This window comes from Pseudomonas sp. 910_21, from assembly GCF_052850735.1.
The window spans coordinates 176,647-195,784 of the sequence record NZ_VXCY01000005.1; the positions used below are offsets into that span (position 1 = coordinate 176,647).

General features: G+C 62.4%; 14 protein-coding genes. 9 read left to right on the forward strand and 5 right to left on the reverse strand.

Translation table 11 applies throughout. From position 1 onward, the window contains the following. Nucleotides 1–14: 14 nt before the first annotated feature. Nucleotides 15–2,642, reverse strand: a complete 2,628-nt coding sequence (locus tag FW796_RS17490) for an MGH1-like glycoside hydrolase domain-containing protein (RefSeq protein WP_446439658.1) — start codon at nucleotides 2,640–2,642, stop codon at nucleotides 15–17. A gap of 238 nt (nucleotides 2,643–2,880) precedes the next feature. Between FW796_RS17490 and FW796_RS17495 the strand changes: the two genes are divergently transcribed. From FW796_RS17495 to FW796_RS17515, 5 genes are all read left to right on the forward strand, one after another. Then, nucleotides 2,881–3,114, forward strand: a complete 234-nt coding sequence (locus tag FW796_RS17495; protein ID WP_446439659.1) for a hypothetical protein — start codon at nucleotides 2,881–2,883, stop codon at nucleotides 3,112–3,114. A gap of 349 nt (nucleotides 3,115–3,463) precedes the next feature. Next, nucleotides 3,464–3,733 carry a hypothetical protein gene (locus FW796_RS17500; RefSeq protein WP_346635308.1) on the forward strand — a complete coding sequence of 90 codons (270 nt, stop codon included), beginning with the start codon at nucleotides 3,464–3,466 and terminating at the stop codon, nucleotides 3,731–3,733. Between the two features lie 258 nt (nucleotides 3,734–3,991). Further along, entirely contained in the window at nucleotides 3,992–5,386 is a 1,395-nt protein-coding gene (locus FW796_RS17505; protein ID WP_446439660.1) for an amidase, read from the forward strand. Nucleotides 5,387–5,473: 87 nt separating this feature from the next. Beyond that, a complete protein-coding gene (locus FW796_RS17510; protein ID WP_446439661.1) occupies nucleotides 5,474–6,823 on the forward strand; it encodes a citrate-proton symporter in 1,350 nt (449 codons plus the stop codon). A 116-nt stretch (nucleotides 6,824–6,939) separates the two neighbouring features. Continuing rightward, complete coding sequence (locus FW796_RS17515) at nucleotides 6,940–8,298, forward strand: OprD family outer membrane porin (protein WP_446439662.1); 1,359 nt, start codon at nucleotides 6,940–6,942, stop codon at nucleotides 8,296–8,298. A gap of 95 nt (nucleotides 8,299–8,393) precedes the next feature. Here the strand turns inward: FW796_RS17515 and FW796_RS17520 are convergent, their stop codons facing one another. Then, nucleotides 8,394–9,296 carry a LysR family transcriptional regulator gene (locus tag FW796_RS17520; RefSeq protein ID WP_346635304.1) on the reverse strand — a complete coding sequence of 301 codons (903 nt, stop codon included), beginning with the start codon at nucleotides 9,294–9,296 and terminating at the stop codon, nucleotides 8,394–8,396. A gap of 194 nt (nucleotides 9,297–9,490) precedes the next feature. Here FW796_RS17520 and FW796_RS17525 point away from each other — a divergent pair, with 194 nt between their 5' ends. Next, nucleotides 9,491–9,964 (forward strand): hypothetical protein, encoded by a 474-nt coding sequence (locus FW796_RS17525; RefSeq protein WP_346635303.1) that lies wholly within the window; start codon nucleotides 9,491–9,493, stop codon nucleotides 9,962–9,964. A gap of 391 nt (nucleotides 9,965–10,355) precedes the next feature. Then, nucleotides 10,356–10,982 carry a response regulator transcription factor gene (locus FW796_RS17530; RefSeq protein WP_346635302.1) on the forward strand — a complete coding sequence of 209 codons (627 nt, stop codon included), beginning with the start codon at nucleotides 10,356–10,358 and terminating at the stop codon, nucleotides 10,980–10,982. 22 nt (nucleotides 10,983–11,004) lie between these two features. Here the strand turns inward: FW796_RS17530 and FW796_RS17535 are convergent, their stop codons facing one another. Continuing rightward, nucleotides 11,005–12,246, reverse strand: coding sequence for an EAL domain-containing protein (locus FW796_RS17535; RefSeq protein ID WP_404937215.1), 1,242 nt, complete (start codon nucleotides 12,244–12,246; stop codon nucleotides 11,005–11,007). Between the two features lie 530 nt (nucleotides 12,247–12,776). Between FW796_RS17535 and FW796_RS17540 the strand changes: the two genes are divergently transcribed. After that, nucleotides 12,777–13,400, forward strand: coding sequence for a response regulator transcription factor (locus FW796_RS17540; RefSeq protein WP_346635300.1), 624 nt, complete (start codon nucleotides 12,777–12,779; stop codon nucleotides 13,398–13,400). Nucleotides 13,401–13,410: 10 nt separating this feature from the next. Further along, nucleotides 13,411–17,001: an ATP-binding protein gene (locus FW796_RS17545; protein ID WP_446439663.1), complete on the forward strand. Its 3,591-nt coding sequence runs from the start codon at nucleotides 13,411–13,413 to the stop codon at nucleotides 16,999–17,001. A 107-nt stretch (nucleotides 17,002–17,108) separates the two neighbouring features. On the opposite strand, the gene FW796_RS17550 is transcribed toward FW796_RS17545, so the two are convergent. Both FW796_RS17550 and bsrA read right to left on the reverse strand, forming a co-directional pair. Continuing rightward, nucleotides 17,109–17,858 carry a fimbrial biogenesis chaperone gene (locus FW796_RS17550; protein WP_446439664.1) on the reverse strand — a complete coding sequence of 250 codons (750 nt, stop codon included), beginning with the start codon at nucleotides 17,856–17,858 and terminating at the stop codon, nucleotides 17,109–17,111. A gap of 330 nt (nucleotides 17,859–18,188) precedes the next feature. Next, nucleotides 18,189–19,106 (reverse strand): LysR family transcriptional regulator BsrA, encoded by a 918-nt coding sequence (gene bsrA / locus FW796_RS17555; protein ID WP_346635297.1) that lies wholly within the window; start codon nucleotides 19,104–19,106, stop codon nucleotides 18,189–18,191. Nucleotides 19,107–19,138 lie beyond the last annotated feature (32 nt).

The window sequence follows — 19,138 nt, forward strand, 5'->3', positions numbered from 1 at the left end:
CGCCGGCAAAGCGATCACGGCTGCAACAGCAACGCCACCAGCGCCGTCCAGCCGGTCTGGTGGCTAGCCCCCAATCCGCGCCCGGTTTCACCATGGAAGTACTCATGGAACAGCACCAGCTCGCGGTCCTCGGCCTCCACCTGCAACTGTGGGTAGCCGCTCATCGATGGCCGATGCCCCTCCTCATCCCGCAAAAACAAACGAGTCAGGCGCTGGCTCAAGCCGTCGGCCACTTCCTCCAGGGACGCCAGGTATCCAGAACCTCGCGGATACTCCACCGAGAAGTTGACGTCGTAGTACCGATGAAATTCACGAAGGGATTCGATCAGCATGTAATTGATCGGCATCCACAGCGGCCCGCGCCAGTTGGAGTTGCCGCCGTACAACCGTGAATCGGACTCCGCCGGCTCATAGCGGGCACACAACTGCTTGCCATCCACCTGCATGGCGAACGGCTGCTCGAAGGCCTTGGACAGGGAGCGGATACCGAAGTCCGAGAGGAACTCGCTTTCATCGAGCATGCGCTTGAGCAGGTCCTTGGTGCGCTCACCTCGCAACAGCGCCAAGAGCATGCGGTTGCCCTTGCCCGGTTCGTACCAGCGCGACACCAGATTCGCCAGGTCCGGACGATGATGCAAAAAGCCCAGCAGACGTTGAGCCAGTCCCGGCAGGTTCTCGTGCTCGTGCTGCTCCAGCACCTGCACCGCGAACAGCGGCATCAGGCCGACAATGGAGCGCAAGCGCAGGGGTTCGTTGTGGCCGTCGGGCCGGTGCAGCACGTCGTAGAAAAACTGGTCCTGTTCATCCCACAGCCCTTCGGCGCTTTCATCCACCCGGTTGATGGCCCCGGCTATATAGAGGAAGTGCTCGAAGAACTTCACCGCAATGTCCACGTACACGCCATTGCGCTTGGCCAGTTCCAGGGCGATGCGCATCAGGTCCAGGGCATAGGCCGCCACCCACGCCGTACCGTCGGCCTGGTCCAGAGCGAAGCCTTCCGGCAACGGCGCGGAACGGTCGAACAGGGCGATATTGTCCAGGCCGAGAAAGCCGCCCTGGAACAGGTTGCGGCCCTCGGCGTCCTTGCGGTTGACCCACCAGGAAAAATTCAGCAGCAACTTGTGGAAAATGCGTTCGAGAAAATCCAGGTCACCGGCGCCGGTCATGGACTTTTCCTGCTGATAGACCCGCCAGCAGGCCCAGGCGTGTACCGGCGGATTGGCGTCGTCGAAGCGCCACTCGTAGGCCGGCAACTGACCGTTGGGGTGCATGAAGCGGTCTTTCACCAACAGCAATAACTGCTGCTTGGCAAAGCCGGGATCGATCAGGGCAAAGGCTACCGCCTGGAAACCCAGGTCCCAGGAGGCATACCAGGGGTATTCCCAGGTGTCGGGCATGGACACGATGTCGCAGTTGGACAGATGGCGCCAATGGGTATTGCGCAGGTGCGCGCGCGCCTTCGGCGGTGCCGGCTGCCCAGGATCACCATCGAGCCACTGGTTGACGTCGAAGTAATACAGCTGCTTGGACCACAGCAGCCCGGCCAGGGCCTGACGCTGGACATTGCGCGCATCCGCATCATCGAGGGGCTGTTGCAGCGCCGCATAGAAGTCATCGGCCTCGCGCCGACGCTGCTCAAACAGGTGGCGAGCATTGACCTGCTCACTGCCCGCCGGGGCAAAGCGCAAGAACAGACTCTTGCTCTCGCCGCCCGCCAGCTCCAGGATAAAATGCGCCGCGGCCCGGGTGCCGCCATCGAGGGCCACCGCAGTGGCCTGCCCGTTCACCAGATAATCGTTGATGCCGTCCTTGAACGGCCCCGCAGAGGCCACCCCGTCCAGCTTGGGAAAGTTGCTGTCGTTATTGCAGAACAGCCATTGGCAAGGCGCCGCCCCCCAGGCGGTGACCTGCCGATCGGCTAGCTGCGTATGCCGCGCCAGTACCTGATCACCTTCCAGGCGCAGGCTGGGCCGAGGCCCATCGCCGCCCCAACTCCAGGTGTTGCGCGCCCAGACCTGGGGCAGCACCCGCAAACGGGCCGGCTGGTGAAAACGGTTGTGCACGGTGACCCGCATGAAGAGGTCGTCCGCCGTGTACTTGGCGTACTCCACCGTCACATCAAAGTAGCGATTGTCCTCGAAGACCCCGGTGTCGAGGATCTCGTACTCGGCCTCAGACAGACCACGCCGGGCGTTTTCCGCCACCAGATCGGCATAGGGAAAGGCCGCCTGGGGGTACTTGTAGAGCATGCGCATATAGGCATGGCTGGGCACGCCGTCGAGGTAGAAATACAGCTCCTTGACGTCCTCGCCATGATTGCCTTCGGCGTTGTTCAGGCCAAACAGACGCTCCTTGAGAATACTGTCGTGTTCATTCCACAGCGCCAGCCCCAGGCACCAGTGCTGGGCCTTGTCGGAGAACCCGGCCAGGCCGTCCTCGCCCCAGCGATAGGCACGGCTGCGGGCGTGCTCATGGGGAAAATAGTTCCAGGCATCGCCGTCGGCACTGTAGTCCTCGCGCACCGTGCCCCACTGCCGTTCACTCAGGTACGGCCCCCACTGGCGCCAGTGCTCGGCATCGCTGCCCTGCAGGCGCTGGCCTTCCAAGGTGTCGAGAATGCTCGCTGGGGTACTTGCCGTCATTGAGGGAGTCCTTGGCCATGGAGGTGAGTTGCAGTGTAGGAGCGACCCGCCCCGCCGGTTCATGACATATGTTTCATGGTGCGAAGGGCTAACACCGGTTAAACCGCAGCAAAAGCTCGATCCAGAGCTGTTGCCGCTAAATTTTCGGCGCCGGGCTCGTTATAATCGGCAACCCTTTTATGGCAATGCGGATTCGATGATGTTCAGTTGCAAAGCGTTTTTCCCAGGCTTGTTGCTGATGGCAACCTGTTCGACCCAGGCCGCAGGCCTGGACCTGAGCTACCCGCAGCCTCCGTTGCCGGCCCCCGCCCAGACCCCGGCGCCAGAGCGCGACACGCCGAAGCTCAAATTGCAATTCAAGCCGACCATCAGCTACGAGCACCGCTGCAGCGGGCAATGCACCTACGAGACCAACATCGATCAACTGCACGAGCGCGAAACCCGCCACAGCGCAAGCGTCGGCTTCGACTGAGCCCCGCCATTGAACCCGCGGCACGCTTGATCCACACTCGCGCTCCTGAGTCCTACAGCAAACTCAGAAAGTCCTGCCCTGCCAGTGCCTTGTTCCGTTTTGGGGTACATGCCTATAGTCCCGGGTCGTCCTGATGACGAACGGGTTTGGCGACCCGATGACCGTGTGCGAGAGCCCTGTGCTTATTTGCAGGGCTTTTCGCATCCGTAACGCTGCCTATATGGCGGCTGTACGCGGGAGACCTTCGGGTCTGCCGGCTCCCCGGTCCCGGTTCGCCAACCTGCGTACAGCTGCCACCTTTCGTTTGGCGACGATCCAGTGGCGCTCTCAACCGACCGAGGCGTTACTTATGAACAGATACATGCCGATCACCGGCCACGACTGCACCATCCCTTCCCTGCTGATCGATACCCAGGCCCCTGCCGATGTGCTGTACGAAGCGGCCGCCTATCGCATCCGCGCCGTCACTCATCTGCTGGAAAACTTCGCCGCCCGCCCCGACATCCCCGGCGATGCCGTGGTGCTGCAAGAGCTAGCGCTGATCTGCGCCATCCCGCTGCGCGATGGTTGCGATGTGCTGGATGTGCTGGGTCGTCAGTTGCAAGCGCAGACCCGCTGAACCGGTAGGAGCCGGCTTGCCGGCGAAGAGGTCCGTGAGCCTTGTGCAAACCTTGAGGCCGCCTTCGCGGGCAAGCCCGCTCCTACAGAACGTCTCGAACGGGTGGGGCCGCATTCAATCAGGCCGAGGAATACGCCGCCGCAGTGCTCACAAAAACGCAACACCAGGCTGCGTCCTTTGTGATGGTTGGGCTAGGGTGGAAGCGATACAGTCGGGCCATCAGCAACCCGACTGACGCCCGACACAAGGATGCGTTCGATGACTGATTTGCACGATCTATCCACCACCCAGCTGCTGGCGCAATTCGCCAGCCGCACGCTCTCGCCTCTGGATTATTACGAGCATCTGCTGGCCCATATCGAGCGCTGGGAGCCGCATGTCCGTGCGCTCTACGCCTTCGATCCGGAGCAGGTGCGCCAGCAGGCCCGGGCCGCCACCGAGCGCTGGAACAAGGGCACGCCCAACGGCCCGCTGGACGGGATTCCAGTGACGATCAAGGAACTGATCGCCACCCAAGGCACGCCGATTCCCCTGGGCAGCGCGGCCACCACCCTGAAGCCGGCCCTGCAGGATGCTCCACCGGCCGCGCGGATGCGTGAAGCCGGGGCGATCATCCTGGCCAAGACCACGGTGCCGGATTTCGGCATGTTGTCGTCGGGGCTGTCGAGCTTCCACGGCATTACCCGCAACCCCTGGAACACCGCCTGCAATACCGGCGGCTCCAGTTCCGGAGCCGCTGCGGCCGCCGCGGCCGGTTACGGGCCGCTGCACATCGGCACCGACATCGGCGGCTCGGTGCGCCTGCCGGCCGCCTGGTGCGCTCTGGTGGGGTTCAAGCCGACCCTGGGGCGGATTCCCATCGACCCGTATTACACCGGGCGCTGCGCCGGGCCCATGACCCGCAGCGTCGCGGATACCGTGCTGCTGATGCGCCACCTGGCCAGGCCCGATGCCCGGGATGCCACCAGCCTGCCGCCCTTGACCACGGACTGGAGCGATGAGCCGGTGTCGGTCAACGGGTTGAAGATCGGCCTGATGCTGGAGCCCGGCGCAGGGCTGCAGCCGGAAGGTTTTGTCTGCGCAGCGGTGGAACAGGCCGCTCGACTGTTCGAGAGCCACGGCGCCCAGGTCCGCCCCCTGGCGCCGATCATGGATCGCGCCCAACTGGACGGCCTCGACCGCTTCTGGCGCGCCCGGCAATGGGCGGAACTTTCGGCCCTGGGTGCCGAGCAGTTCGCCAAGGTGCTGCCCTATATCCGTGACTGGGCGGCGCCGGGGGCCGACTTGTCCGGGGTCGAGGCGGTGCTGGGCTTCAACCAGACCTTCGAGATGCGTCGCCGCGCCGCCCAAGTGTTCAGCGAGTTCGACCTGGTGTTGTCGCCCACCAATCAGATCAACCATTTTCCCGCCCAGTGGCCATCGCCGAGCAACGACCCGCAGCAACCGTTCGAGCACATCGTCTTCACCCTGCCCTGGAACATGGGCGAACAACCGGCGCTGTCGATCAACTGCGGTTTCGCCGCCGATGGCATGCCCATCGGCCTGCAGATGATCGCCCCGCGCTTTGCCGATCAATGGCTGCTGCAAGTGGCCAAGACCTATGAGAGCTGGCGCGGAGCGATCCACAGCTGGCCAAGTCCGCCGTCCCACTGACACACCGAAACTGCCACCTTCACCCCAGCCCCGGGCCTCGCCGCCCGGGGCCTGGGCAACCTATGAATAAAAATTCGAGGGGCCAGTATGCACAGTCACGATTCCACCCACTCCCAGCACCAGGATCCTGAAGCGCCGAATGTCCCGGGGGGCAAGCGCAGCGTGTTCGCGGTGATCCTCGGCAACGCCGTGGAGTTCTTCGATTTCGGGGTCTACGCCACCTTTGCGGTGATGATCGGCCACACCTTCTTTCCCTCCGACAGCGCCTTTGTCAGCCTGATGCTATCGGTCACCGCCTTCGGCGTCGGTTTTATCGTGCGGCCCCTGGGGGCGGTGCTGATCGGTGCCTATGCCGACCGCGTCGGCCGCAAGCCGGCGATGCTCCTGACCCTGGTGATGATGGCCGTGGGCACCGGCAGCATCGCCATCCTGCCCAGCTACGACAGCATCGGCATCGCCGCGCCGATCCTGCTGGTGCTCACCCGGCTGATCCAGGGCCTGGCCTGGGGCGGCGAGGCCGGCCCCGCCACCACCTACATCCTCGAAGCCGCGCCGCCGCACAAGCGCGGCACTTACGCCTGCTGGCAGGTGGTGGCCCAGGGCGTGGCCGCCATGGCCGCCGGCACCGTGGGCTACACCCTGACCCAGGTGCTGTCCCCCGAGGACCTCAACAGCTGGGGCTGGCGCGTGCCCTTCGTGTTCGGTCTCTTGGTGCTGCCAATCGGCATCTACATCCGCCGCAACCTGGCGGAAACCTTCCATGGCCAAGGCGAAGAAGCCAGCACCGGCAGCCTGGTGCGTCAGGTGTTCGGCGAACATCGCCGGGCCCTGGTGCTGGGGCTGCTGATTCTGTCCGGCAGCACCATCACCCAGTACTTCATCAACTACATGACCACCTTCGCCCTCACCGAACTGAAACTGCCCACCAGCATCTCCATGCTTTCGACCCTGGTGGCCGGCGCGGCCATGGCGGTGTGCGCGATTGCCGGCGGCATGCTCTGCGACCGCTTCGGCCGCCGCACCATCCTCATGGCGCCGCGGGTGGTGCTGTTGCTGGTGCTGTTCCCGGCGTTGCAGTTGATGACCGAGCACCCCAGCCCGGCGACGTTCCTGCTGACCCTGGCGGTGTTGTCCGGCCTGCACGGCATGAGCGGCGCGGCGCTGATCGTGTTGCTGGTGGAGAGTTTCCCCAAGGCGGTGCGCTCCACAGGTTTCTCCATCGTCTACGCCTTTGGCGTGGCGGCTTTCGGCGGTACGGCGCAGATCATCATCACCTGGCTGATCGGCACCACCGGCAACCCAATGTCACCGGTGGGCTACCTGCTGGTGGCCAACCTGGTGTGCCTGACCGCCGCCTGGTTCGCCAAGGAAACCCGCCCGCAAGCACCCGGACGCAGCAACCCCGGCCAACGGCTCGCAGAAGCCCGCGCCTGCTGATCGCGCTTCGCACTGCCCAGCACTCTTTTCCGGCACCGCGTTTTTCTCTACCCTGCCGGCCGCGCATAACCGCGGTCGGGCGGTGGCTTGACGCCTTTGATTTGTGGGGAAGCAGCATGAAACAGCTTGTACTTTGCGTCCTGGCCATGAGCGCCAGCAGCACCCTCCTGGCCCAGGACAACCCGCGCCCGAGCCAGCAGGATCAGGCGCCGGGGTTTATCCAGGGCAGCCACCTGGACCTCAACCTGCGTCACTACTATTCCAACCAGCACACCCAGCGCGACACCTACCTGTCGATCAAAAAGGCCGACGGCATCGAGCGCACCCGGGTGCGGGAAACCTGGGTACAGACCGGCATGCTCAAGTACAGCTCCGGCTACACCCAGGGGCTGGTGGGTTTTGGCGTCGACGCCGGGCTGTTCAGCGCGGTCAACCTGGAGCGTGGTCATGGCCGGGTGGCCAACGGCGGCGACCGGGTGCTGGTGGACAGCGACGGCGATGCCCTGCCCACCTGGAGCCGCCTGGGGATCGGCGACGTACGCCTGCGCCTGTCCAACACCGAGCTCAAGGCCGGACGCCTGATGACCGACAACCCGGTGCTGCGCTACAAGGACAACCGCGCCCTGCCCTCGAGCTTCCAGGGCGTGGGCCTGTACAGCAACGAAACCGACTGGCTGTCGCTGCAGGCCGGCAGCTTCGACCGGGCCATCCCGCGCACCGGCACCGGCAGCGAACGCCTGACCACCACCTTCGGCAACCGCGCCTACAGCGGCGAGCGCATCAGCTACCTGGGGGCGACGGTAAAGCCCGGCCTGGGCCTGGAAGGCAGCCTTTATGCCTCGCGCTTCGAGAACATGTGGGACCAGTACTACCTGGGCATGACCCACCGCGCCGGGGACAAAAGCCGGCTGGCGCTGAAGACCGCGTTCAACTACTACCACACCCGGGACCAGGGCCAGCAGCGCCTGGGCTACATCGACAACGACGCCTTCAGTCTGGCGCTGACCGGCAGTCACCAGGCCCACAGCCTGACCTTGGCCTGGCAGCAGGTGTTCGGCAACGAGTACTTCGACTACGTCTGGGAGTCCACCGGCAATTACATGGCCAACTCCCTCTACTCGGACTACAACGGCCCCAATGAAAAGTCCTGGCAGTTGCGCTATGACCTGGATTTTGCCGCCTATGGCGTGCCGGGGCTGAGCGCCAGCCTGTGGCACGCCAAGGGCTGGGGCATCGACGGCACGCACTACGACGGCGATCGCGATGGCCGCAACCGCGGCTACAACGTGCGCGGCCTGGACGGCGCCAAGCACAACGAAAACGGCCTGATGCTGGCGTATGTGGTGCAGTCCGGGCGGCTCAAGGATGCGGTGCTGCGCACCATCGTCTACAACCACCGCGCCAGCGGTGGGCAGATCGATGGCAGCTACGACGAATTCCGTCTGGTGGGGAATTTCCCGTTCAACCTGTTCTGACCCCATCACCCTCCCCCGTAGGAGCCGGCTTGCCGGCGAAGCGGCCCGCCAGCCTTGCATCGCCCTGGCAGCCGTCTTCGCGGGCAAGCCCGCTTCTACGCCAGGCTATGGCGTTGCATGGCGCGGGCGAGCATTTCCTGGCATCTGAGGGTCGCTACCGATAGGGGGCGGTGACGGACCACGCACAAATCGACACGAATCCGTTCCAGGTGCTCGTCGTCAATCGGCACCGCCACCAGGCCATCACCCAGGTCCCGGGCCTCGGCGTCCACCTGGGGCAGGATCAGCACTGCCGCGCGCTGGCGGGCCAGGCTTTTCTGCACCTCCAGGGAGCTGGTGGTGAACACCGGCAAAATGTTCACCCCTCGCTTGCGGGCTGCGCCTTCCAATGCCTGACGCACGCCGTAGGCCGAATCCGGAATGGCCAGTGGCTGCCCTTCCAGGTCCTCCAGGCGAATGCTCGGGCACTGGGCGAAAGGATGCTCGGCGCTGACCAGTACCCGGTGCCACAACTGGCAATGGGCGGTCACTTCCACTTCGACCCGTTCCTGCAGGTAAAAGGCCAGGCCCAGATCGGCCTCGCCGCTGCACAGGGCATCGAGGGTGGCGCCGGCACTGGCGATGACAATGTTGAAGGTGACTTTGGGATGGGCCCGATTGAACGCGGCCAGTACCGGCGCCAACACGCTGGAAACGATACTTTCCGACACATGGATGCTGACGTTACCCGCTACCTGGCTCTGCCGGCTGGCGATCACGTCACGCACCTGATCGAAGCCGCGCAAGGTGGAGCTGACCTGCTCGGCCAGGCACTCGCCTTCCACCGTCAGGCGAATCCCCCGGGGCCCGCGCTCGATCAGCGCGGTGCCAAAGAAGTGTTCCAATTGCTCGATCTGCCGACTCACGGCGGTGGGCGTGACGTACAGCCGCTCTGCCGCCTGGCGCAGGGAGGCGCAACGGGCCACCTCGTGAAAATAACGCAACGCTCGTAACTGCATGGCCGCTCGCCCCCTCGCTGAACTGATCCATGAAGCACGCAATTACTGCGCCAGAGCGCCTGGACTTTGCCTGCCAAGCCCCGACAAAACATTGATCTGGGCGCCAGCCGTGCCTACCCTGCTAGGCAGCCGATTGCACGATTCGGCATGAACCAAGCCCGGCGCCACTGCCGGCCCTTCGCCAAGGATTGTCCATGAGTACTCTGCCCCGCACTGCACCGCTTGCCGCCCTGCTCGCCGCCCTGATGCTGCTCAGCGCCTGCTCCAGCGTCACCCGCAAGATCGACCCTGAACCCACCATCACCTCCGCCGGTATCCTGGCCTTTCGCGATATCTGCCTGAAGTCCGCACCGTCCTTCGCCGGGGCCGAAAGCGCCGCCCGGGCCCATGGCATTGTGGAACTCACCGACGCCGGTTTCGCCAAGATGGGCATGAACCAGGACCAGACCTTGGGGGTCCAGGTCCAGATCAACAAGGAATGTGCGATCACCACCCCCAGCCAGAACGACAGCTCGCTGACCCTGCAGTTCTTGAGCAGCGTCGCCAAGTTTTCCAGCACGCCGGTGGCGCAGAACGTCCCGGCGCGGATCACCCTCGACGGCCAGAGTTTCATCCTCATGCACGATCGCCGTGGCGGTGAAGCCTATGTGATGCTCAAGGCGCCGTAACAGCGCAACAGCCCCTGGGCTGTGTCTGCGACCGGTCGCCCGGCCATCCTCAGTCCCTGGCCGGGCTGAGGACGCCGCGCAAATTTCCCACTTGAGTACAGCCTTCAAGGACAGCGCGCCCCCCCTGGCAAGAAGCGTCTTGGAAATTTACCAGTCGCTTCTTGCACGAATCTTTTGCCCGTTCTTCTGAACTAACATGCTCGCGCCGTTTGCCACGCCTTCACTCTCTTGGGGTTGTGCCGCCGTCATCACGGCCCGGCAAAACAACTTTGATCCCCTGCAAAAGAGTCATCGGGCCTATGACTTCCACAACAAAAACAGTGACTGCCGAGTGACCCATTTTCCGCAACGAGCCCTAACGGCGCTCCCTAGGGTGTCTTCCGAGGGCCCCATGAAAAACAGACGTGTGCTTATCGTCGACGACCATCCCATCATCTGCGCCGCTGTCAGCGAGCTGCTTGAAGAAAACGGCTACAAGCCTATTGGTGAATCCTCTGACGGCTTCGACGCGCTGGACAAGATTCACAAGCTGCGCCCCGACTACATGCTGCTGGACATCACCCTGGACAACCTGGATGGACTCTCGGTCCTGCAACGCATTGCCATGGACCATCTGGAGGTCAAGACCCTGGTGTTCACCGCCAATCGCGCCAGCACCTACGGCGTGCGCTGCATGCAGGCAGGCGCCATGGGCTTCATCAGCAAGAGCGCCGGCCTGCAGGAGCTGGTCAAGGGCCTGAATGCCCTGGCCGACGGCTATCTGTATTTCCCCAGGGAAGTGCTGGAGATGTACCGGGGAACCGGCCACGACCCGCGCGATGCGCTCAACAACCTGACCAACAAGGAGCTGGTGATCCTGCAGTTGCTGGCCAACGGCTACAGCAACCTGGAGATCGCCACCAAGCTCAACTTGAGCAACAAGACCATCAGCGGCCACAAGATCAATGTGCTGAAGAAACTTGGGGTGCGTACCACCATCGAACTGGCCACTATCGCCAGGCAACTGAACCTGATGTGAGAACCGCGGGCCTGCTGCGCAGCTAGCCCTGACGAATCAGCCGCAATGGCGAGTGGCTCGCGCTCAGCACCTGGAGCAGCGCCTGGCCCTGCATCGGCTTGTGGAACAGATAGCCCTGGGCCGCATCGACCCCCAGGCGCTGCAGGTGGGCACGTTGTTTCTCCGTCTCGATGCCCTCGGCCACCAGCTCCAGATTGAGCGAGCGTGCCAGCCCCACCACCGCCTCGATGATCCGGGTTTCCTTGAGCCCCAGGGCGTTGGCGACAAAACCCGAGTCGAGCTTGATCTGGCCAAAGGGAATATCCGCCAGGCGCATGATCGACGAATGGCCGGTACCGAAATCATCAAGGGACAGGCGCACACCGCTTTTCACCAGAACGCTGATGTTCTCGATGCTTTGCATGTCCAGGGTCAGGGCCTGGCGCTCGGTGATCTCCAGGGTCACCTGCTTCTTGGGCACCCCGGCCTCCTCGATCTGCCGCAGCACCTGGGCGGCAAACTCGGGGTCGGTCAGCTGGCTGGCTTCGATGTTGTAGGAGAACACCAGGGCCTCACCCTGGGTGTGGGCCTGCAGTTGCCGCTGCAGCATCAGGCCCTGTTGCAACAGGCAGTCGAACAGCTGTCGCTGGCGCTCCGGGCTGTCGAACAGATCGAGGAAGAACTGTGGCCCCAGCACGCCCTTGTGGGGATGCTGCCAACGGGCCAGAACCTCGGCACCGGTGATGCGCCGGGTCTTCAGGCACACCTGGGGCTGGAAATAGGCAACGATCTGCTGCTGTGCCAGAGCCTCGGCGACATCCAGCTGCGCCATCCAGTCATTGCTGGCGGGGGCACGCCGATCGGTCGCCAGGCTGTTGCTGCGAGAGTGGTTCTTCACCGTGCGCTTGACGGTCAGGGCCTTGAGCAGCAAGCCACTGATCTGCGCCGTGTCCAGGTCGCTATAGCTGCCGACGCAATACTTGCCGGAGCGCACGCGAAAGTTCGCCAGGCCCCAGCGGATAGACGCCTCCAAGGCTTCGCACTCGAGCATCGAGAAGAAACCGTAGTGTTCGCAGAGTCGGCGCAGGTAATAAATGGCCGTCAGGGAGTGCAACGAGTCGCAGATCACCAGGTCCAGTTCACCCAGTTCCGGTGGGAATTGGGTCCACTGGCTTTCCTGGCTGATCACCTGAACCCGGGCAAAGCCCGAAGCCGCCAGTATTCTGGAAAACCGTCGAGCCCGAAAAGCGTTCGAACACAACAACAGTACGCTTAGCGTCGACATGACCTGCGGCTCCGGATAAAAAATCATGCTATCCAAATCAGACTCAACTGAATTCAGGATGCTTCTTGAATGGAGGTAGGAAGCGTCTGAGACTGAGCATCTTCTTCGTCAATAACGCCCAAACGCCTCAGCAACTGACCTTTGCTCTTACTTGCAAGTGAGGGTAAAGGCCGCCCGGGGATTGGCCGTGCCCTTATGAAAATCCGCATAAACATTAGTACTGCCACTGATGCAATCAGCCCGGGCGCCACTACTAATACAACAACTCAAGGACAACAACTGACAACCCATTGACTGCCTCTGCGGTTCTTTTCCAGCACAACTAGAAGAGCCCTCAGACTAACAAAAGCGCCCGCCAAAGAACCCGAGATGCTTCTCGCATAAAACCAAGAAGATCCTTAAAAGTGCACCAGACAGTCAGCTTTAGAGCCGGAAAACGAGTGCCGGAGGGTATAGTAAGTCCGGCGATTCGAAACCTTATTGCATACAGCTATAAGCGTTCTAGAGGTAATAATGAGAATGAGGGAATCATGAGTAAAACCGTACTGATTGTGGACGACCACCCCATCATCTCTGGTGCGATTAGAGCCACCCTTGAGCAAAACGGCTATCAGGTTGTCGCCGAGTCCGCCGATGGCCTGGATGCCCTGGCGAAAGTACGCAGCCTTGCTCCCGAGTACCTCCTACTGGACATCGGGCTTGATAGCCTGGATGGTTTGTCGGTGCTGCAGCGCCTCAACTCGGAAAATCTCAAGATCAAGACCCTGGTCTTCACCTCGCAACTGGCCAGCACCTATGCCGCGCGCTGCATGCAAGCCGGGGCCTTGGGGTTCATCAACAAAAGTGCAAGCATGGATGAACTAATCAAGGGGCTTCACACCATCAACGATGGTTATCTGTATTTCCCCAAGGAAGTGCTGGCCCACTACATGGAACACGGCCAGAACAGCGACTTGAGCGCGCATAAACTCACCAACAAGGAAGTTATTGTCCTGCAACTACTGGTCCAGGGCCTGAGCAACGTGGCCATCGGGGAGAAGCTGCACTTGAGCAACAAGACCGTCAGCGGACACAAGATCAACATCCTGCGCAAAATGGGAGTACGCACCACCATAGAACTGGCCGGTATCGCCAAAGAAATGAACCTGATTTGACTCGCGCAAGATGAAAACCATCCTGCTGACGCTACTCATGACACTGAGCCTGACGCTACTGCCCGGCGTTGCTTCAGCCGCTGAAACCTTCCAACTGTCCTCACGGGGACAGAACCTGCAGTTTTCCGCCCAGGTCAGTCCCGAGGACCAGGCCTGGCTCAATAAAAAGGGCTCCGTAAGAATCGGCGTAACCTTCCCCGACTACCCGCCCCTGACCATCTTCTCCGAGAAAAGGGAGCTGGAGGGCATACTCGCGGAAAACCTGCTGGCCCTGCAGAAAGTCCTGAATATCCGTTTCGACATCATCGGTTATCCGGACCGCTGGAGCGCCTTCAAGGCACTGAAAGCGGGCGAGATCGACCTGGTGGACGCCACCACCCCGCCAGAGGCGGAGAAATACGGCGTGCAGATTTCCGCCCCTTACGCCTATACCCAGATCGCCTTGTACTCCACCACCGGTAGTCTGCTGGATGTGGACCTGCGTGATCCCACTGCGCAGATTTCATCGACCCATGATGGCTTTATCGATGAGGACACCTTCAAGATCTTTCGCAGCGCCACCATAAAGAACTACAACTCGCCCTATGAAGCCATTGCCGCCGTGCTCAAGGGACATGCCCAGGCTTATCTGGGAGATACCGTCAGCACCAACTACCTGCTGAACCAGAGTTTCAACAATCAGCTGGTGACCAACGTCAGTGTCAACGGCCTGGAGGCGAACATAGGTTTTGCCTACACCGACAACAACAGCCACCTGGCGTCCATCCTCGACCAGCAACTGCAGTCCCGCAGTCGCTGCCAGATCATCAGGATGGTCAATTGGTGGGTGGTGACCCTCAAGTGCAGCGATGACGAATTCGTCAGCGTGCTCAACAGCGAAGAGAAACAACTGCTGGGCAGCAAGAAGCCCTTCAGGATTGCCGTCAGCGAAGACTTGGCGCCCTACGCCCTGTTCGACAACAGCGGCCAGTTCGGCGGCACCATGTCCGACATTCTGGAGCTGGTACGCCTGAACTCCGGGCTGCGTTTCGAGATCGTCCGCACCCGCTCGGTGCACAAGGCCATGGAGTTGCTGGACAAGGGCGAAGTGGACCTTGGCATCATGTCGGAGACCGACTCCCGAGATCGCAAGTACCTGTTTACCCGACCGGTCATCACCACGCCCTACACCCTGATCACCAAAAATACCGGCCCCGAGGAGTTCGAGCTCCAGGACAATCCCGAACAAAGCATCGCCCTACCCCGCTCCGATGCCCTGCTGGAGCATATGCGCCAGAACTACCCGCACCTGAAGATCCACACCACGGACAACGTCGCCGACTCCCTGAACCGGGTTCGCGACGGTGGCAGCGACTTCACCCTGACCTCCACCAACCAGGCCCGGTACTACCTGTCGTACAAATACGAGGACGCCCTGAAGGTCTCGGGTCTGCTCAAAGGCGTCAACGCCCAAATCGGTCTCGCCAGCCAGCCGCATAACAAGGTGCTGATTTCCATTATCGAAAAGGCCCTGCTGCGCATTTCACCCAGTGAAACCGCGGCCATCTCCGGACGTTGGCGCGCCAATGCCGCGACCGACAACATGTATTGGGAAGGTGTGGGTCTGAGGGTCTACCAAGTGCTCAGCGCGTCCTTCGTACTGCTGCTGGCCACCTGCATCTGGATCCTCTACCTGAGAAAGCTGATCTTCAAGAAATCCATCGTGCGCCAGCAATTGCAGGAACGCCTGAGCCTGATCCAGAACATCGTCGACAGCATTCCCCACCCCATTTACGTACGTGGCCGCGACGGCGAACTGTTGCTGTTCAATACCCCCTACGCCCAGACCTTCATACCCGGCGCTACCTCAAATACCCACACCCAGATGCTCGACGCGATGCTCGGGCGCGCGGTGCTCGGACAATGGCTACAGGACTACGAGCAGGTCGCGACCAGCGGCGTCGCCCTCTCCCGTGACCAGACCTTGCCCCTGGGCGGCCAGACGCTAGACATCTACCACTGGGTCCAACCGCTGCGGGACGACCGGCAGCAGGTCTTTGGCGTGGTCTGCGGCTGGCTGGACATTGGTGATCGCCTGCGCATCCTCGAAGAACTGCGCCAGGCCAAGGAGACGGCGGATCAGGCCAACAGCGCCAAGTCGATTTTCCTCGCCACCATGAGCCACGAAATTCGCACCCCCATGAATGCCATCATCGGCATGCTGGAGCTGGTACTGACCCGCAAGGCGCCCCAGGGCAAGAATCTCGAGTCGCTGCAATTCGCCCATGAAGCGGCCGTCAGCCTGCTGGAACTGCTGGGGGGCATCCTCGACATCTCCAGCATCGAATCCGGGCAGACCCGCCTGCATCTCGAGACCTGCACCCTGAAGCAGATCGTCACTTCCACCCTGGCAATCTTCGACAGCCTGGCGACCCGCAAAGGGCTGTCGATCAAGACCCGGTTCGATGCCTGTGCCGATCTGCCGTTGCGCCTGGACCGCCTGAAGATCAAGCAGATCCTCTCCAACCTGATGAGCAACGCGATCAAGTTCACCGACAGTGGCGATATCACCCTGCGGGTCCAGGGCGTTGCATTGGGTGAGCGACGTTTCGCCTTTTCCATCAGCGTGCAAGACACCGGCCCGGGCATCGCCACTGCCGACATGGCCACCCTGTTCACGCCTTTCTCCCGGGTCACCGCCAACCGTAACAGTGGCGCCGGCATCGGCCTGTGCATCTGCCAGTCATTGAGCCGGATCATAGGCGGCGACCTGCTGGTGGACAGCGCCCCGGGCAAGGGCACCACCATGACCCTGACCGCCTGCGCCGAGGAAGCCACACCCAGCGACACCCCGCTGGCACTGCCTGTGAGCGAGCCCGCCCCCCCGATCCAACAGCGCCTGAAGATCCTCATCGTCGAGGACCATCTACCCAGCCTGACCCTGCTCAAGGAGCAGATCGAGCTGCTCGGCCATCTGCCGATCCTGGCCCACGACGGGCTTGAGGCACTGTTCATCTGGGAGGACAGCGACGTCGACCTGATCATCACCGACTGCAATATGCCGGAGTTGGACGGCATCACCCTGACCGAAGAGATTCGTCGCCTGGAACAGCAACTGCGCATTCGTCCCTGCACCATCATCGGCACCACCGCCAGCGCCCGGGCAGAAGACATGCAGGCCGGTCTCGCCGCCGGCATGGATGTGTGCCTGCTCAAGCCTCTGAGCGTGTCGATGCTGGCCCGCTACGTGCCATTGTTCGCCGAGAGCACGGCACGGGAGGCGGTGGAGGACGGGAGTTTGGCACTGCAGTTGTTCAACCTCCCGGAGGACAAGCGGCGCAGCCTGCTGGGTAACCTGATCGTATGCAATCAGCAGGATCTCCAGGCCTTGGAGGACGCCATGGCCCGGGTTGATCTCAAGGCCCTGGCCCACACGGCCCACAAACTGAAAAGCTCGGCGCAGATGATGCAGTCCGAGTCGCTGCTACGGTTATGCGAAGCCCTGGAGCAAGCCCTTGAGGACAATGCCGCCACCAGCACCTTGTCGCAGCTGTGCAATGAGGTGCGTGGGCTGATGGACAAACTCAACAGGACCCTGACGGCCTCCGCCAACCCCGACTGAGTGCCGCCGCAGACACGACAACGCCCACACGCCAGAGCGTGTGGGCGTTGCCCGGATTGAGGTCGAGCGCTCGCTACGTTGCAGCAGAGCTTGACCCGGCCAGCGATTCAGAACCTGACACTGGACTTCAAGGGCTCGCTGTAACCGCCGTAATCGTTGATGATCGAAAACTCGACGGTGGCAGTGCCGGACTTGAGCTTGTGTTTGAGCCGGTAGTCCTGGCTGGACTTGGGCGCCACCATGCCGACATTTTTCAACTCGATGGGCCGGCCGCCGTCCATTATCCGGACCTCCATGAAAGTGACGTGATAGGCACTGGGGTTGGTGACGCGCAATACCGTCCCGCAAGGTTGGTCCAGCAGTTTCCATGACAGCTGGCTGGGGGCTTCCCGGGCCGTACCCGGCAACTTCCCGGGGCGGTAGAACAGCTTCACCCGGGTGCGTGCCGCGACGTTCAACGGTTTGTCCTGCTTGTGCGCCAACGGCAGAATTTCCTCGGCATTGAAATAGAACAGCGACTCCCGATCCTCCGGCAGTTGCCCGGGGGTCTTGATGATCCGCACCACTTGTTCTTCGCCTGCCCGCACCTTGAACAGGGCCGGCATGGCAATGAACGGGGTGTACGGATCCTGACTGTCCCTGGCATCGTTGACCCAGGCCTGCACCGCGTAATCGCTGCTGGTGAGGTTGGACACAACGGTCGACGCGCTGTGTTCATCAGCACTGAGGATGATTCGCGTCGCGCTGAGCATGATCTCGGCGGATGCCTGGGAGTCTGGCCAGAGTGTTATCAAGGCTGCGCAGAACAGCCAGTTCCGGTGAGACAAGCCAGTACGCAATAGAAGAGAAGTAGTCATATCCGCTCAACCCCGGGGAGAATACAGGGCATGCCGGGGCCGGCCGCAGAGCACAGGGTCGACTCCCGATTGGGGATTAACTTCATTGGTTTTTTACCTAACTCGTGTGTGGCATTGGCCTTATGCCCAAGGCCCGGAAAGCCTACAAACGTTAACTTCCGAATGAGACAGGACGGCTCTTGGCCTTGACCAAGAAGGCTCTTGATTGCCAGCCGGACACCCACCAAGACCTCTGGCCGGCAAATGCCCGCGAGCCTTGCTACACGAGCGCTGCAACCACTAGGAACCCCTCGAGAGTCGCACTTTCAAGGCGCCGGGACGGTGCGCCCTTCACTGCGCAACCCCACTGGCAATCGCGCTGACCTCTCCCCGCAGCCATTGCAACCCCGGCGCCTGCTGTTGCTGGCGGTGCCAGATCAGGCTGACCTGCACCGGCGCTGCCAGCAGCGGCAGGCGGGCGATGCGGATCGGCAGCAACGCGGCAAAATGCTCCGCCAGATGCCGTGGCACCGTACCCAGCAGATCGGACTGGGCCACGATCAAGGGAATGCTCAGGTAATGGGGCACCCACAACTGCACCTGACGCTGGACCTTGGCCGAGCCCAGGACGATCTCCAGCGGCGAACCGCGCCCGCCGCGATCGGGAATCGCCACATGCCGGCTGCCCTGATAGGCGGCCAGGTCCAGCTCCGGGGTGAAGGCCGGATGGCCGGCGCGCCCGATCACCACCAGTTGCTCCTCCAGCAATGGCTGGTAGCACAGGTCCGGATTGTCGAAGTACAGGTAGTCCACCGCCAGGTCGAGCATTCCGGCGCAGAGCCAGGCCGCCAGCGAATCGGCGCTGTCGCTGCGCACCGCCAGCCGGACTTTGGGCGCCACCTGCTGCAAACGCTGGGACAGCGCCGGCAGCAGCCGCGCCTGGGCGTAATCGTTCATCGACAGGGTGAACAACGGGTCGGCCGCCGCCGGATCGAACGCGGCGGTCGGGTCCAGGCCCTGCTGCAACAGATGCAGGGCCTGGCGCACAGCGATATGCAGGCTTTGCGCCCTGGAAGTGGGCTGCATACCCCGGGCGGTACGCAGGAACAGCGGCTCGTCCAGGTGCCGGCGCAGGCGCGCCAGGGCATTGCTTACCGCCGGCTGGCTGAGGTTCAGGCGCACGGCGGCCCGGGACAGGTTCTGCTCCTGCATCAGGGCGTCGAACACCCGCAGCAGGTTGAGGTCCAGGCGTTGCACATTCAGCTTCATGAATAATGCCCACTGAGGTTATCCGGGGGCTG

What these genes read in the sequence shown, in the direction of transcription:
- FW796_RS17490 (WP_446439658.1), bottom strand. Translation starts at nt 2,642, where the DNA reads ATGACGGCAAGTACCCCAGCGAGCATTCTCGACACCTTGGAAGGCCAG.
- FW796_RS17510 (WP_446439661.1), top strand. Translation starts at nt 5,474, where the DNA reads ATGCACAGTCACGATTCCACCCACTCCCAGCACCAGGATCCTGAAGCG.
- FW796_RS17535 (WP_404937215.1), bottom strand. Translation starts at nt 12,246, where the DNA reads ATGTCGACGCTAAGCGTACTGTTGTTGTGTTCGAACGCTTTTCGGGCT.
- bsrA (WP_346635297.1), bottom strand. Translation starts at nt 19,106, where the DNA reads ATGAAGCTGAATGTGCAACGCCTGGACCTCAACCTGCTGCGGGTGTTC.
- FW796_RS17545 (WP_446439663.1), top strand. Translation starts at nt 13,411, where the DNA reads ATGAAAACCATCCTGCTGACGCTACTCATGACACTGAGCCTGACGCTA.
- FW796_RS17495 (WP_446439659.1), top strand. Translation starts at nt 2,881, where the DNA reads ATGGCAACCTGTTCGACCCAGGCCGCAGGCCTGGACCTGAGCTACCCG.
- FW796_RS17550 (WP_446439664.1), bottom strand. Translation starts at nt 17,858, where the DNA reads ATGACTACTTCTCTTCTATTGCGTACTGGCTTGTCTCACCGGAACTGG.
- FW796_RS17525 (WP_346635303.1), top strand. Translation starts at nt 9,491, where the DNA reads ATGAGTACTCTGCCCCGCACTGCACCGCTTGCCGCCCTGCTCGCCGCC.
- FW796_RS17515 (WP_446439662.1), top strand. Translation starts at nt 6,940, where the DNA reads ATGAAACAGCTTGTACTTTGCGTCCTGGCCATGAGCGCCAGCAGCACC.
- FW796_RS17520 (WP_346635304.1), bottom strand. Translation starts at nt 9,296, where the DNA reads ATGCAGTTACGAGCGTTGCGTTATTTTCACGAGGTGGCCCGTTGCGCC.
- FW796_RS17505 (WP_446439660.1), top strand. Translation starts at nt 3,992, where the DNA reads ATGACTGATTTGCACGATCTATCCACCACCCAGCTGCTGGCGCAATTC.
- FW796_RS17540 (WP_346635300.1), top strand. Translation starts at nt 12,777, where the DNA reads ATGAGTAAAACCGTACTGATTGTGGACGACCACCCCATCATCTCTGGT.
- FW796_RS17500 (WP_346635308.1), top strand. Translation starts at nt 3,464, where the DNA reads ATGAACAGATACATGCCGATCACCGGCCACGACTGCACCATCCCTTCC.
- FW796_RS17530 (WP_346635302.1), top strand. Translation starts at nt 10,356, where the DNA reads ATGAAAAACAGACGTGTGCTTATCGTCGACGACCATCCCATCATCTGC.